Source organism: Paenibacillus sp. fava2, assembly GCF_058313675.1.
Map to the genome: position 1 here is coordinate 5204558 of NZ_CM177755.1, position 15419 is coordinate 5219976.

Sequence of the window (15419 nt, forward strand, 5' to 3'; positions counted from 1 at the left end):
CATATGTTTACCGAAGCTTACAAATTAGCAAACGGGATAGAAATTCCAAAGTTAGGCCTGGGGACCTGGCTGCTTGATGCTGAACAGGCTGCCCAGGCCGTACGTGATGCGGTGTCCATCGGCTATCGCCATATTGATACTGCTCAAGCTTATATGAATGAAGCCGGTGTAGGTGAAGGAGTCCGTTCCAGCGGAATCTCCAGAGAAGAGATTTTTATCACGACAAAGGTTGCCGCAGAAGCAAAAAGCTATGATGCAGTAATGCAATCCATTAATGAATCTTTAGCAAAAACGGGGCTGGATTACATCGATCTTCTGATTATCCACAGCCCGCAGCCCTGGAACGAATTCCGCGGTGAGAAACGTTATTTTGCGGAAAACAAAGAAGTCTGGAGAGCCTTGGAGGACGCTTATAAGGCAGGAAAGGTTAAGGCCATCGGTCTTTCTAACTTCCTGCAGGACGATATAGAAAATATTCTTGAGAGCTGCGAGATTAAGCCTATGGTCAATCAAATTTTGGCCCATGTGAGCAATACACCCCTTCAATTGATTGAGTTCTGCCAGAAAAATGACATCCTGGTCGAGGCCTATTCCCCGATCGCACACGGGGCCATTCTCGATCATCCGGAGGTTAAGAAAATCGCTGAAAAGATTGGAGTATCTGCAGCCCAGCTCAGCCTGCGATATGATGTCCAGCTTGGTCTTGTAGTCATTCCTAAGACGGCGAATCCGGAGCATATGCGAATCAATGCTGAGCTTGACTTTGTTATCAGCGATGCAGATATGGAAACTTTGAAACAAGTTGAGACTATCCAGCATTATGGTGAGCATAATTTCTTCCCGGTCTTCGGCGAGAAAAACAAAGTGAATTAAAGGGAGGATACAAAATGGCAAAGCATGAAGAAGTTGCAAACGGCGTGATTTTCCCTATTGGCGAAAAGAATGAAGCATTTGCACAATATTTTATCGGACAAAGCTACCTCAAAATGCTGGTTGCTGATCCTAAAATTAATGTAGGCGTAGGAAACGTGACCTTTGAACCGGGTTGCCGGAATAACTGGCATATCCATAGAAACGGTTACCAGCTTTTACTTGTAACTGGCGGCGAAGGCTGGTACCAGGAAGAAGGACGACCGGCCCAATTGTTAAAAGCGGGCGATGTTATTGTTACCCATGATGGTGTAAAACACTGGCACGGCGCAACAAAGGACAGCTGGTTTGAACATATAGCAATCACTGCGGGTACACCCGAATGGCTTGAGCCAGTCTCAGAGGAGCAATATAACAATCTTTAACTGGTATGATAAAGGCAGCCGGTCTAAGCGACCGGCTGCCTTTATCGATAATACTGACATTGAATCATTGTTAAGTGGGTCATTAATTCGCTTAACGGTCTTCCATTCCAGAGGGTCAGTCTCCTTCTTCAGCCTGCAGAAACCGGAACCACTGCAGGTCAAAGTTACTGCCCGGCAGGAACAGGAACGTTACTGTCTGTGAGCCGTGTACCGGCTCAAGCGCAAATTCCCGCACCGTATAGCTGTCTGCTCCCGGGAATTCAACGAGCTGCTTGGAGTCTCCTTCCGGACCGCTGAACAGCAGGTGCAAGGTATTATTAGCAAGTTCGGAACGGCCGCAAATCTGCAGCCGCACGGCCTCCTGCTCACCGAAATCCATGTCTTCGTAGATCAGCGACACGTTGTTGCCGATCCCCTCAATCGCACGCTCTGTGATGGAGAAGGTATCGCCGTATATCCGGTTATTCTCCAGGGCACCAAGGCGGGCAAAGGCTTTGTGCCGGCGGGCAAACAAGATGCCTTTGAGGTGAATCTTTTTCCGCAGGATGAAGGAAATCGTTGTAATGCCGCGCAGCAGCCGGGGCAGCTTGTAGGTCTCCTCCTGATATACATTCCAGCGGGACGGCTTCTGGTACAATACTGTATCCAGCAGTACTGCGCCGGGCTGGCCCGGAATCCCTTCCCAGATCTCGATTGGATATTCATCGCTGTCCAGTGCGAATATAGGCATCGTCAATTCATCTGCGCCGTAGCTGCCGAAGTTAATCCGCTCGAAGCAGATCAGGCTCTCCCCTTCACGCGCCGTCGCCACGCCGCGTTCATTGCCGTTGGTCAGGTTGTAGCTGGCGCTGCTGTGATAGGCGGCGGAGATGAATTCATACGGATTCAGATAAGCCTGGCCGAAGCCGCTAAGCTTGATCTCCATCTGTGAATAGATCCGGATGCCCTCTGCCCCGTTGCGCACTCCGCACCGCACAAAGACGTCACCGTCCCCGAGAGGGGTAATCCGCACTTCCTGTCCCTTAACCTCAAGCGCAGCAATATTGGAATCCACTCCAGCCGCATTAGTGATGCGCCATTCCACATCCTGATCAGCGGCGTTCTCCGGGTGCAGCTTCACACGGATGGGCAGGCCGGCCTTTTCCGGGGTCAGCAGCGTGCCTTCCGGACACAGGATCTCCAGCTTCCGCACCGGCACCTCAAGTAAGGCTTCACCGCCGTTATCGCCGGCTCTCCGGCCGTTTTCCCGCCCGGCTTCAAGCGGGCAATCCGCGTACAGCACCGGCTCCTCCGGCTCCGCTCCTTCGGCCTTGGCCGCAGGCACGGACTGCAGCACGATCTCAGCACCGGTAATACCTGCCGACTCCGCACGCAGCGTAATCGCCCCCGGCTCCAGGGTGCCGGCAATAATCGCCAGCAGCTTGCCGCTGAACATCCGGCGGTTTGAGCCTTTGTAGGCATCGTAATCGGTGCTGTCCCCGTTATCCAGGCCGACCAGCCTTCCCGGCCCATCGATGCTCAGCTGCACCCGGTTGTTGGCATTCTCCACAGGGAGACCATTAGAATCGGCAGCCGCAATGGTGACAAAGATCAGATCCTGTCCATCAGCGGCAAGCTCCTGTTTGTCTGCTGCCAGAACAAGAGCAGCGGCATCGCCGAAGGAAGCACGCTGCTCCGAGGCTATCACCTGACCCTGCTCATCATAGGCATCGGCCCGGAGAACTCCTGTCTTGTACGGCAGCTTCCAGTTCCCTACCAGCTGCAGGCCGTTTTCATGGTCAATATCATACGTTCCCTGTGACACATCATCCAGAAACAGCTCGATCCGCGGCGCATTGGAACAGACCCGGACATCAATCAGCTGACCTTCAGAGAAATCCCAGTACGGAAAGATATGAATCATCGGAGCGGTGCGGTAATCCGTCCATTCCGCCTGATAAATATAATAAGAATCCTTCGGGAACCCGGCGGTGTCCAGCTGCCCGAAGTAAGAGTTCTTGGTATGGTACGGGGTCGGTTCCCCGATATAGTCGAAGCCGGTCCAGAGAAACTGCCCAAGGGAATACTTGGCGTCCCGGTCACCGGTGATGCAGATTTCTGTATTCTTCGCGCCCCAGCTGGTCGAGCTGTTGCCAAGCGCTGAACACTGCAGGTCATCGTCGGCAAGCACCGGCTGCTCCAGCGGAAAATGATAGACGCCCCGGCTCTGCACCGTCGAGCAGGTCTCGCTTCCGTAGATCATCCAGTCCGGATGCTCCGCATGATGCGTGTCATAGTATTTCTCGCCGTAGTTATACCCGGCGACCTTGACGATGTCTGCACATTTCTGCGCATTCTCCCATGGCATATAGTTTGAGCCAATCGTCACAAAACCGTTGCCGCGCGGGTCATGCAGTAGTACCTCATCCTGCAGCATCCGGGTAACCTCCTGGCCCCGCTCACCCGCGTGAGTATCATAGATCTCGTTGCCGATGCTCCACATGATCAGGCTCGGGCAGTTCCGGTCGCGCCGGACCCAGCTGGCAATATCCTTCCTCCACCATTCCGGGAAAAAGCGGGCGTAATCGTAAGGCGTTTTGCTGCGCTCCCACATGTCAAATGCCTCCGAGACAATGAGCACGCCCATTTCATCCGCCAGCTCCATCAGCTCGACCGCAGGCATATTATGGGCCGTGCGGATCGCGTTCACGCCCATCTCCTGCAGCAGCACGATCTGCCGGCGCAGCGCAGCCTTATTAACCGCAGCCCCCAGCGCACCCAGATCATGGTGCTGGCACACCCCGTTCAGCTTAAAGGAGCGGCCGTTGAGGAAAAATCCCTTGTCACTGTCCAGCTCCACTGTCCGGAAGCCGAACCGTTCACGCTCCTCCTGGATAACGATCCCACCTTCCAGCAGTTCTGTCTTCAGCCAGTACAGGCTCGGGCTGGCAATATCCCAGAGCGCCGGCTGCTCCACTGCCAGACGGCTGTGGGCATGAACCATTCCGCCGCCGTCCGCCATCAGCACGGCCGACTCCTCCCGGGCCACTGCATTACCGTCGCCGTCCAGCACCGTATGGCGCAGCGTATAAGCCGCCTTTTCCCCGCCGGCTGCATGGTTCTGCCCGGAGTCTCCCGGCCTGTCGGAAGTATCTGCCAGTTCCAGCTCTGTATCCACATCTACCGTCCAGTTCCCGCCGGCTGCCGGCCGCGCAGCAATGTAGATTCCGTCAGCTGCAATATGGCTCAGCGGATATTCACGCAGCCACACCGAGCGGTAGATGCCTGCTCCGGAGTACCAGCGGGAATTGGGCGATTCATGGACGACCCGCATCACAATGGTGTTATCGCCTTCCTGCAGATAAGGCGTAATGTCAAACTCAAAGGTGGAATACCCGTACTTCCACTCCCCCGCCTCCTGTCCGTTCACATACAGGGCAGAATCCATGTATACGCCTTCAAACCGCAGAGAGCAGCAGCGCTCCGGCGGTATTTTATCCAGAGTAAGCGTCTTGCTGTACCAGCCCTCCCCGTTCTCATAGAGCGCATTCGTATCGTAGATCAGCCAGTCATGCGGCAGGGTAACGGGCATCCAGTCCGCCTCTGCCATTACTTTTGTCAGCTCAGATCCCAGCGGCTGCTTGCTGAACTGCCAGCCCCCGTTCCATTTGCGTGCAGTGTTCATCCTGTACTCTCCTCCTGTATCTTTTTCTCCGGCATACTCGCCCGGTATCAGCGCTTCAGATAACGTTCATAGGCTGCCTGCTGAATGTCCAGCGCCCGCTCAATCCCCATATCCCGCATCTGCTGCACATATTTGTCGTAGTTATCCACCGGCTCGGTGCCGAGAATGATTTTGAGCTCCGCTTCCTTCACCAGGGTATTGATATCGTTCATAATGCTGCCCAGCTCGTCGGATTCCTCGCCTGTCGGCGTAACCGGCGGGAGCAGATGGTGCTCGTGGTTCGTATTCTTCCAGATGTCCAGGGCCGCTGTGGTCTGGGCAAACTTCACCGGCAGATGATTATCCTGCTGAATCATGGGAAAGTTCGTGCTGTGCGAGTACTTGAGCATTACCTTGTCGCTGGAAATACCATCCGGGTTATTCGCCACAAAGTCCGTATACACCGGCTCGCCGCCCACCAAAGTATACGTAGTTCCCTCGATGCCAAAGGTATTCAGCATACTGCCCTCCTCAGTAAAAGCATAATCAAGCCACCGCATCGCCGCCTCCACATGCTTCGTATTAGCCGAAATAGCCGCGGAGTAAGTTCCGGCATAGGCATTGTCGAGCTGACCGAACTCCGGCGTCTCCCCCTTGGCGGCTGCAGGATACGGGGCGGCTGCATAGTCAGCATGTTTGCCTGCTGCCTGTGCTGCCGAATTGTAGCTCTCAATGTAAAATTGCCAGCCGATCGTCGCTCCGCTCTCGCCGGAGGTCATTTTTTTATCCACAGTCGCCGCATCGATGGAGGCAAAATCCTTGTCGATCAGCCCCTCCTTATACCACTGGGCCATCGTCTTCAGATAGTCCTTGTAGCCAGGCTCCAGGTACCCGTAGACCACCTTCCCGTCATTGACGTAAAAGTTGCCCATCACCCCGAAGGCGCCGGCAAAACCGCCGGTCCGCTCACCCAGGAACAAGGTCCGCAGCGTCAGCGGGGCAGCAGCCTGTTTCTTTTCTTTAAAAGCGGTCAGTACAGTGTGCCATTCGTCAATCGTCTCCGGGATGCCAAGCTTCAGCTCGTCCAGCCAGTCCTGGCGGATAACCGGTCCGCCGTACACCCTGCCGGTTTCCGAACGGATGAACGGGAAGGCGTAGTAGGTGCCGGCGTCGGTTTTAATCATTTTGTCAATTTCGGGATGCTCGGCAAGCGTCCGCTTCAGGTTGGGTGCATATTGGTCGATCAAATCGTTCAGCTTGAGAATATAGCCCTGCTCCACCGCTTTATCCGGACCGCCGGGAAACTGCAGCCAGGTATTGAGAAAAATATCCGGCAGCTCGCCCGATGCCAGCAGCAGACTGAATTTCTGGTCGGTCATCGGCGTGCCTCCGAGCTGCCTGATCCGTATACCCGTTCTAAGCTCATACTCATCATCGATCGGCAGACGCTCCGGTGTCCCGCCCAGCTGCTCATTCATAAAGGTGAGTGTGATATCCCCCGCCATCGGATAGGAAAAATCAGCGGATTCCGCAGACGAATTGCCCGAAGGCGTCTTCAAAGCGCTTTCATTATTAGAGCCTCCACATCCTCCGGCAAGCAGGATAATACCCAGTAAAAAAACAGCTGAATGCCTGGCTCTTCCTTCTCTCCAACTTTTGATCAACATGATGACCTCCACTGTAAAATATGGGCCGGTTACCGCCCTGTGCGACTTCATGCGATTTCATGCACTCTCAATGTAAGCTATAACCAGCGCCCGGAGCAATGTTCAATATGCAAAATGGATTGTCATTATCTTGAATTCTCCCCCACTTAGCTAGCGCTTGAAGTGGCGGATTCTTGCGAACAGAAGAGTAACCTCTTCTTATTTAGCAAGCGATTCCTGCGTTCCCGCAGTTCTATCATTTGGATAGGTGGCGGTTAAACCGCTACTTGTGCAATATTATGAGCGGCGTTTTCATCACGGTCATGAAGCGTACCGCAAGCGTTGCACGTCCATTCCCGAACCGCAAGATTCTTAACTTCCGAGTGGATTGTGCCACACACGTGACACCGCTGACTGGTCGGTTCGAACGTATCGGCGATCCGAAGAGTTCGTCCATACCAAAGGGCTTTGTACGTCAGTTGCCGTACCCACTCCCCCCAAGACGCATCCGCGATGGATTTTGAAAGCTTGGGATTCTGAATCATATTCGCGACACGCAGATGTTCGATACTAATCGTTTGGTTTTCACGGATCAGTTTCGTTGTCAGTTGGTGGAGAAAATCATTTCGTTTATTCGCAATACGTTCGTGAATGCGAGCGACATGCTGCTTCGCTTTCTTCCAGTTGGAGCCGCCCGAAGTACGCCGAGCCATCCGCCGCTGCCAAAGCGCCAGCTTTTTCTCATATTGGCGGTAAAAGCGGGGATTGGCATACCGTTCACCATTCGAGCTTACAGCATACTCTTTCAAACCCAGATCGATTCCGATATGTGCGTCCACTTGCGGCAGTGGGTTCTTTTCAACTTCGCAACCAAGCGAAACGAAAAATTTTCCACTGGCGTTTTGACGCACGGTAGCAGTCAATATCCGTCCTTCCAGCTTCCGGGAGTTTGCAAAACGCATCCAGCCGAGTTTTGGGAGCTTCAAGCGACTCCCATCAATGGCGATATTCCCGTTCGTGAATTTGGTCGTGTAACTTTGAACCGGATGCTTCCGGCTCTTAAAGCGTGGCGCTTGATTTTGCTTTTTGAAAAAGCGATCAAAGCTATCCGCCACATGACGGGCAACCGACTGCAAAGCGATGCTATCGACTTCTTTCAGCCAGTCGTATTGCGCTTTTAGTACAGGGAGTTTTGTCGCACAAGCTTGATAGGACAAACCTTTTCCCGTTTCCGCATAGCTTTGATTCCAAGTGTCCAAAAAGTAATTGAACACAAAGCGGCAGCAGCCAAACATACGCCTTATGAGTTGCTGTTGTTCCGGTGTGGGGTAGATCCGGTATTTATAGGCTTGATGTATCAGCATGTGCGACACCTCATTTTTGGTAATATTATTCATATTATAGCACATACGTTCTGATTTAGGTCAAATACCGCAGATTCATTCCCACCCTATCGAGGGTGGAGTATTCTCAGCTTTTTTAGATAAAAAGCCTGCATCGTCCCGCCGTTAGGACACGCCGGCAAAACCAAAAACCTCCTTGGCAGCAAGGAGGTTCAGGAGTTAAATCACTTCAAACACCGGAGCATCCTGGATAAAATACACCGGCACTGCCGGAAACTGTGCGGTCAGCCGCTCTGCCAGCAGCTTCATGCCCGGCGCCTCACTCTCGGCGTGGCCGAGCATGATCAGCGCCTTGCTGCGCCCCTGCTGCACCGCATCCCTGACATACTCCGGCGCTTCCCATTCCGGCCCCTCTCCGGCAATAATCAGATCCAGCCCCTCTTCCCCGTACAACGGAATCGCCAGCTGGCCTCCGCCCCGGTAGCCGACCATAATGCCAATTCTGCTGCAGGCCGCCGATAGATCTCCTGCAGCACGCACATAGGAAATCCCCAGCTTGCCCTTCACATGCTCCGCAGCCTCTCTGGCCGTCATCGGCGGGAGCGTCAGAAGGGACACCGCCGGGCGGTGCTCCGTCACATTCCCCTGCCAGCCCAGCGCCGCAAGCAGCCCTTCGGTAATCCCGTCCGGCGTATAGCGGTGCACATGGTCATGGAGCCGGTAAATGCCTGTTTCCTGTCGGGCAAGCAGCGCCGACTTCTGGAGGTAAACCGGGTCCTGACTGAGCCGTTCACGCTGGTCGTGGTGGCTGTAATAGATCCCCTCATGGGAGAGGATCAGGTTGGCTCCCAGGGCAGCCGCCTGTTCTATCACATATTGCGAGGCGGTAAATGCGGTGACAATTCCCCACACCTCCGTCTCCGGCGCTCCTGTTTCCAGCCTGTCTACCGTCTGCTCCGGCACGGGGATTCCGGCCGTCAGCCAGTCAATAATGGTTCCGAAGGTAATCGTCATGGTTATATCCTCTTAGTAGATGGTACGTGACAACTGATCTTCTATACCGCTTTTCCGGTAAAAATACGTGTTGATCTGGTCACGCCATTCCTTCGCATGCGCGGCTTGCCCTGTAAGACGCTCTTCCACCTGCACATACAGATCCTCTCTTACCTTGTCCTTCAAGGTCTGCCAGGAGGACAACAGCCCTTCCGCCCGCTGCGCCCCTTCAAAATGCGTGTCGTAAATGTGCTGGATCACGGTTTTGCCGGAATGGAGCACATGGGTGTACGGCACATGGTGGAAGAACAGCAGCAGCTCATCCGGGCATTCCTCTAGCGACTCATACCGCGCAGCATTGCTGCTGATATACTGGGCGCTATAGCCGGTTCCCGACTTCACCGTCCGGTCGACCCCGATCCCCTGATTGTCGGCGTAATGATAAGTGCCCCACTGTGAATATTCATATCCGTCCACATTCGGCCCGTAGTGATGCTCCGGATTGATCATCCAGCCCACTCCAAGCGGCGCAGTGTAAGATTCATAGATTTCCCATGAATCCAGCAAAATCCCGCTGATTACATCCGCCACTTCCTGATTGCTGCCGAAGGTCAGGGCAATCCATTCAGCGGCAATTGCTTCCGCGCTGAGTTCCGGATTCCAGGCCAGACGGCCGTAGCCGTACAGGTTGGCCTGGGCCAGCAGATGGCCGGACCAGTTGGTGTCATTGCCGGTGTTGGACACCGCCGCAATCCCGCTGTGCCGGTTGCCCCACAGCGAGCCGTCCACGATGCGCTTCACCGGAGAAGCTTCGCCTTTGGCCAGGGTCTGGAACTCCAGCACCTCTTTCCACTGGGGAACCAGATAGCAGACATGGCGCTGCTGGCCGGTATATTCCTGCGCGATCTGGAATTCAATGATCTGATTGGTCTGCGTAAGCGCCCCGAACAGCGGGGAGACCGGCTCTCTGACCTGGAAATCCATCGGCCCGTTTTTGATCTGCAGGATGACATTATCCTTGAATCTGCCGTCCAGCGGCTTGAAGTGATCATAGGCTGCCCGCGCACGGTCTGTCTTACGGTCACGCCAGTCCTGCTTGCAGTTGTATACGAAGCAGCGCCAGATGACGATGCCGCCGAACGGCTCCAGCGCTTCAGCCAGCATGTTGGCCCCGTCGGCATGGTCGCGCCCGTAGGTGAACGGCCCCGGACGGTTCTCCGAGTCCGCCTTGACTACAAAGCCGCCGAAATCCGGGATCGCCTGATAAATTTCAGTTGCCTTGTCCTGCCACCACCGGCGTACACCCGGATCGAGCGGATCGGCTGTACCTGTCCCGCCTTCCTGCATTGGCCCGGCAAAATTCACACTCAGGAACAGCCGGATGCCGTACAGCCTGAACTGGTCTGCGATTTCGGCCACCTGCGGCAGATACTCCGAGATGAACAGTGTCTCCAGTGCATGTACATTCACATTGTTGATTGCAATGGCATTGATTCCGGCCGAGGACATCAGGCGCGCATAATCACGGACCCGCTTCATATCCCCGATAAACCGGTTATTATCATAGAAAAAAGACCTGCCGGCATAACCCCGTTCCACACTGCCGTCAAAGTTATCCCAATGGTTGATCATCCGCAGGCTGTTGACCGGATTGACTGCCTCATCAAGTGCCTCGATGGGCTGAAGTGTACCCATAAGCCGCAGCAGATGGAACACTCCATACAGCAAACCTGCCGGCGAGGAGGCACCAACAGCAATGCAGTTATGCGCTGCGCTGGTGCGGATGGCAAAGCCTTCGCGGCCCACCTTGCGGATGTCGGACTCTGCAAACACGCTGCCGATCAGCGCGTTCCCGCCCCCGAAGGTGCCGAAGGCAACGACCGGGCCTGCGCCGGTCCCGGCAGAATGACTCGGGGCATTGGCTGCGGTGATCGCCAGAACACCTTCCGCCTGCACCTCAATGCCCAGCATCGAGGCAACCCCCCGCTTCCATTCCGCCAGCGCAGCCTGAACAGTATCGTCCGTCTCTGTAACGCTGACCGCTCCGCACCATCGTACATACTGCTCCCGCAGCTTGCCCTGCGGCTGCTCGGGGTAGCTTAACCAGGCATTATAGCCATGATCCTGCAACAGATTGTTAATTCCACCAGCCTCATTCATCCGGAAATCTCCTCCTGATTGTTCCTGATTAATGTTACTTAACACATTTTATTTCCACACTTGCTTCTGCACACTTGATATAATCACGCAATCTGTCGGCTCTGCGCATACGCTTCACACTTCAATTCCACAACTGGCTCAGCACACCCGTCCGGCTCACTGATCCACCCTACTCACCCTACTCACCCGGCTTGCCTCTCGCTACATCCGACCAGCTAGTTGCTCTGCACACCCCGCCGGCAGATTTGCGTAGTACAGCGGACTTACGCACCCGCCCGGCCTACTAGCCCATACACATTTGCTCAGCACTCCTGCATGAACCTGACCTGGTTCCAATAAGATACGTATCCGCTACACCTGACAACTTTAGCTTCACTTTGTACAGCTATTTGGGCCATTTTTGCTCCTCTAACCGATTTAAGTGTACTCTGTACACCTATTTCGGCCGATTAAGCCCTTTTAGCCCGATTTCAGCCGATTTAGCTGTACTAAATGCAGCTATTTTGTCCAAACGCGGATTTCCCCTGCTTTTAGTTGCACAAACTGCAGTTATAGAGCGCGCCAGCTTTTATCTGCACAATTTATTTAGCGCCGGAAGGTCCGGCCAGCTCCGTCAGTGACCGGCTGCGCGTGCCTTCCAGCAGCCAGAGGATAGCCGTAACGCCGCGCGGGTAATATTTGCTGCCGCCGATCAGGCCGCCCAGAATCTGGTCGCTCCAGCACCAGTAGGACAGCTCGGGATGCAGCAGCCAGCTTACATGGGCGGCGTCCGCCGCATGGCCGCTCTCCTCCCAAGGCATATGCAGAATCTCGCGGGCGATAAACTGCGAGAGATAAATTTTGCTGAGCCAGGAGTTGTTGCTGGTGGAGGACAGCTTCCACCCGCCGTCAGCGAACAGGCAGACGCCCGGAACCAGTACGGTCTGCAGATGCGTGTTCAGCGCACTGAGGTACCCGGCAAACCGGCCGGCCGGATCAAGCGCCTCTTCACAGCCGGTGAAAAGCGGGAAGATCAGCCCTTCAATCGCCGGAATGATGCGCGAATCGTTGTTTTCGTGAATGACAGCCGGAATGTAGCCCTCGTTGTTCAGTTCTGCCGCGATGGAAGAGGCACATTTCTCAGCCTGCAGGCCAGCTTCCGCAGCCAGCTCCGCCAGCCCCTCCTGACCGAAAAACTTCTCCAGCGCCACATAGGCCGCCCAGCATTTGCCCGCCATATAAATGTTATTGCGTGACTGTCCCAACGAGGTGTCCAGACTGTCGTAAGTGGTAATTTCGGCTCCGCCCTGCGTCCGGTTGCTGTCCAGACCCATCAGGCCGTTGCGCTGCTCCTTGTCCGGGTGATCTCGGTTCAGCATGCTCGCGAAGCAGGCCCGGAGCGTTGGCAGCATCTTATCTGTGAATTCACGGTCCCCGGTCTGCTCCATATAGACGAGCGCCGAGACCAGCCAGTTCACCAGCTCCTCATGGCTCATATAGGAGAAGCAGTCATCCAGCCCCGCCAGCTCATAAGCGGAATACTGCGGACGCGAGAACACATTGGCTACACCGACATCGTGGGTGAAGCTGATGCCGCCCGGATACTCCCTGGTTTCGCCCGGAAACACAACCTTATCCTCATAGCTGTAGCGGTCCACGAACAATTCCAGCTCATTCCGTACTGTCCACGGATTCATCACCAGCTCAAAAAACAGCTGATCCGCCGTCAGATCCAGCGTATTCATCATCCGGTACTCGCCTTCGTTGACAATCCACAGATACTTTTCCCCGTCATGCAGCAGCTGCGTGCTTCCGTAATAGCTGTGAATCGCATGTGACAGCATAAAGGTCTGGTCTGTGCTAAGCCCGGCCGAGTGAATCCAGGCGTCAGCATCCGTACAGGCAGCGGTCAGTTCGCCGAAATGCTCCAGCGCATAACCGGCCACCTCCTCAATATTCCGGAAAAAGCGGGTATACGCATAGCTGGCATCCATTCCTGTGGTCACAAGACCGCCGCGGTAAAAGCAAACCGCAAACCGGTACGTCCGCTTTTCACCCGCCGGAACCTCCATCAACACGGCACCCGTGCCGCCCAGTCCGAAGGACAGATTATGCTCAAGCTTGGCTTCCAGAATCTTTTCCATGGTAAAGCCGAGCGCCGACTGCACGCCTTCCTCCGCACAGGCAATCCCCGTCAGCCGGCCTTGTCCGATCCCCTGAAAGGCGCCGCCGCTCGTATCGCCCAGCCTGCGCATGGAGCTGTAAGGATCGCTGCCTTCGTAGCCGAAGAAGCCTCTGCGGGCAAAGGTCCCCCGTGTGTTATCGAGCGTAAGCTCAGCAAAAACCGCCGGCAGCAGCGCTGCCTTCAGCGATTCATCATCAGCTGTGGACGGATCAGGTACGGAACGGACAGGAGAGTATACCTTAAAGGTCAGGTCTCCAGCCTGCCACGTATCACTTGCTGTTCCAAGCGTCCGGCTGATCGCCTCATCTTGAAACGCTTTCAATTTAATTTTGGCGGTCTCATCCGCTTTTTCTATATCATATCTGGCTCCGGCATCTGCCACCTGCTCAAAAAAAGGCAGCATCTCATAGCTTTCACCGTCCGCAGACTGAAATCCGATGTACATATTCTGGTCAGCCGGCTTGCCCAGCTCCAGCCCGAGCCCTCCGTTTTTACCTTTAAAACCGAGTGTGAAGCTTGCAAATGCCCCGATAGGTGAATGCTGGACATTATAGAATGGATTCGACTTTGTCATAATGGCTCCTTCCTGGTACGCAGCATCCGAGTTTGGCAGTTTATAGATTGCCCATTCTCATCCTATCATGAGGCTCTATGCCGGGGACATTGCCAAATCAGGCAGAAATTTACCCAAATCAAGCTAAACTCCGCTATACTAAAATGGACAGAGAACTTGTTTACCGGGAGGAACCGCCTATGGCTTCGGCTTTTTTGCCGCCTGAACTCGGCCAGAACATTAGTGAAATCATTATCCCTGACGTCAAAACAACGCTGAACCTGTTCGGCATGCATCTGCGGACGGTAAGCGGTGCATGGAGTTATCCAATTCATGCCCATCCTCAATATGAGTTCAACTATGTGCTGGACGGGGAACAGCGGATCATCGTCAACAGCCGCAGCTATACGCAGCGCGCCGGGGATCTGGTCCTTTTGCGGCCCGGAGACTCGCACTCCAGCACGAGCGGCGACGGGCTGCCGTTCACCTATTTTTGCATACACTTTGATATCGACGATAAAATTCTCATTTCGCTCTTAAGCCGGCTGCATCATGTATTGTTCAAGGCTGACAGCACGATTGCCCATAAGTTGACACCCTCGCTCACCAGACTTGTCGATATCTCCCGCCAGATTCACGGGGACATCACAATGTCCCAGCGGATGATGCTGCAGTCTGCCGTGTTCGACCTGTTCGGCCAGTTGTGGGAAGCCTTCTCTGTTGAGGCCAACCTGCAGTCTTCTGCCAGCTATGAAAAGGTCGAGCTTGCCCACCAGATCCGCAGCCGCCTGCAGAGTCTTGTCTATCAGCAGTTCAAGCAGGATACGCAGGATGATAAGACACTTGGCGTCGATGATATCGCGGCAGAGCTGGGCATCAGCTCCTCGCACTGCTACCGGGTATTCCGGCAGGTATTCGGCCTCTCCCCGAGAGAGTTCTTATCCCAGCAGATGCTCCATGAGGCCAAGGTGCTGCTGGACGATCTCCGTCTGCCGGTCAGCCATATCTCCGCGATCCTCGGCTACCGGGATATCGCCCACTTTAGCCGCCAGTTCAAGCGCTGGTACGGCAAATCCCCGCGCGAGTACCGCGAAGGAGGTTCATTATGAAACAGCTGTACATGAAACAGAAGGTATTTAGTCTGAGCGGAAAATTCACAGTGAAGAACCAGCAGGAGCAGGATGTCTATTTGGTAGAGGGCAGCTTTATGCAGATCCCCAAAACATTCTCCATTATGAATGCCCGGAGAGAAGAAGTCGCACTGATAACGAAAAAGGTGTTCAGCTTGCTGCCGAAGTTCTTTGTGGAGGTGAACGGCCGGGAGATACTGACGATCAAGAAGGAATTTTCCTTTTTAAAAGCGCGCTATACGATTGATTCAGCCGGCATTGAGGTGCGCGGCAACTGGTGGGATATGAACTTTCAGGTCTTACAGCGCGGTTCCGTTATTGGTGAAGTCAACAAGGAATGGTTCACTTGGGGGGATAGCTACAAGATTCAGATTTTGAATGAACAGATGGAAGCTATCATGATTGCAATTGTTGTGGCGATTGACTGCGTGAAGGCTGATGATGCGGCGGGGGCGGGCTCTTAGCAATATTCATCTCTGACAAAAAACACCT

General features: G+C 54.5%; 10 protein-coding genes. 4 read left to right on the plus strand and 6 right to left on the minus strand.

Annotated features, from left to right (window positions below; translation table 11 throughout):
- Positions 1-3 precede the first annotated feature (3 nt).
- Positions 4-873: an aldo/keto reductase gene (locus AC4G46_RS23055; RefSeq protein WP_491124758.1), complete on the plus strand. Its 870-nt coding sequence runs from the start codon at positions 4-6 to the stop codon at positions 871-873.
- Positions 874-887: 14 nt separating this feature from the next.
- The gene (locus AC4G46_RS23060) at positions 888-1295 is read left to right on the plus strand and encodes a cupin domain-containing protein (RefSeq protein WP_491124759.1); all 408 of its coding nucleotides are present in this window, start codon (positions 888-890) and stop codon (positions 1293-1295) included.
- Positions 1296-1410: 115 nt separating this feature from the next.
- On the opposite strand, the gene AC4G46_RS23065 is transcribed toward AC4G46_RS23060, so the two are convergent.
- The 6 genes from AC4G46_RS23065 to AC4G46_RS23090 form a co-directional block, all read right to left on the minus strand.
- Entirely contained in the window at positions 1411-4959 is a 3549-nt protein-coding gene (locus AC4G46_RS23065) for a glycoside hydrolase family 2 TIM barrel-domain containing protein (protein ID WP_491124760.1), read from the minus strand.
- 47 nt (positions 4960-5006) lie between these two features.
- A complete protein-coding gene (locus AC4G46_RS23070) occupies positions 5007-6497 on the minus strand; it encodes an extracellular solute-binding protein (RefSeq protein WP_491124761.1) in 1491 nt (496 codons plus the stop codon).
- Between the two features lie 362 nt (positions 6498-6859).
- Positions 6860-7948: an IS200/IS605 family element RNA-guided endonuclease TnpB gene (tnpB, locus tag AC4G46_RS23075; protein WP_491124762.1), complete on the minus strand. Its 1089-nt coding sequence runs from the start codon at positions 7946-7948 to the stop codon at positions 6860-6862.
- Positions 7949-8146: 198 nt separating this feature from the next.
- On the minus strand, positions 8147-8941 hold the full coding sequence (locus tag AC4G46_RS23080) for a Nif3-like dinuclear metal center hexameric protein (protein ID WP_491124763.1): 795 nt from the start codon (positions 8939-8941) through the stop codon (positions 8147-8149).
- A 12-nt stretch (positions 8942-8953) separates the two neighbouring features.
- The gene (locus AC4G46_RS23085; RefSeq protein ID WP_491124764.1) at positions 8954-11080 is read right to left on the minus strand and encodes an alpha-glucuronidase family glycosyl hydrolase; all 2127 of its coding nucleotides are present in this window, start codon (positions 11078-11080) and stop codon (positions 8954-8956) included.
- Positions 11081-11661: 581 nt separating this feature from the next.
- Positions 11662-13818, minus strand: coding sequence for a glycoside hydrolase family 52 protein (locus tag AC4G46_RS23090; protein ID WP_491124765.1), 2157 nt, complete (start codon positions 13816-13818; stop codon positions 11662-11664).
- A gap of 179 nt (positions 13819-13997) precedes the next feature.
- Here AC4G46_RS23090 and AC4G46_RS23095 point away from each other — a divergent pair, with 179 nt between their 5' ends.
- Together AC4G46_RS23095 and AC4G46_RS23100 are read left to right on the plus strand one after the other, a co-directional pair.
- Positions 13998-14906 (plus strand): helix-turn-helix domain-containing protein, encoded by a 909-nt coding sequence (locus AC4G46_RS23095; RefSeq protein ID WP_491124766.1) that lies wholly within the window; start codon positions 13998-14000, stop codon positions 14904-14906.
- The gene (locus tag AC4G46_RS23100) at positions 14903-15391 is read left to right on the plus strand and encodes an LURP-one-related/scramblase family protein (RefSeq protein WP_491124767.1); all 489 of its coding nucleotides are present in this window, start codon (positions 14903-14905) and stop codon (positions 15389-15391) included. Before AC4G46_RS23095 ends, AC4G46_RS23100 begins: the two co-directional genes overlap by 4 nt.
- Positions 15392-15419 lie beyond the last annotated feature (28 nt).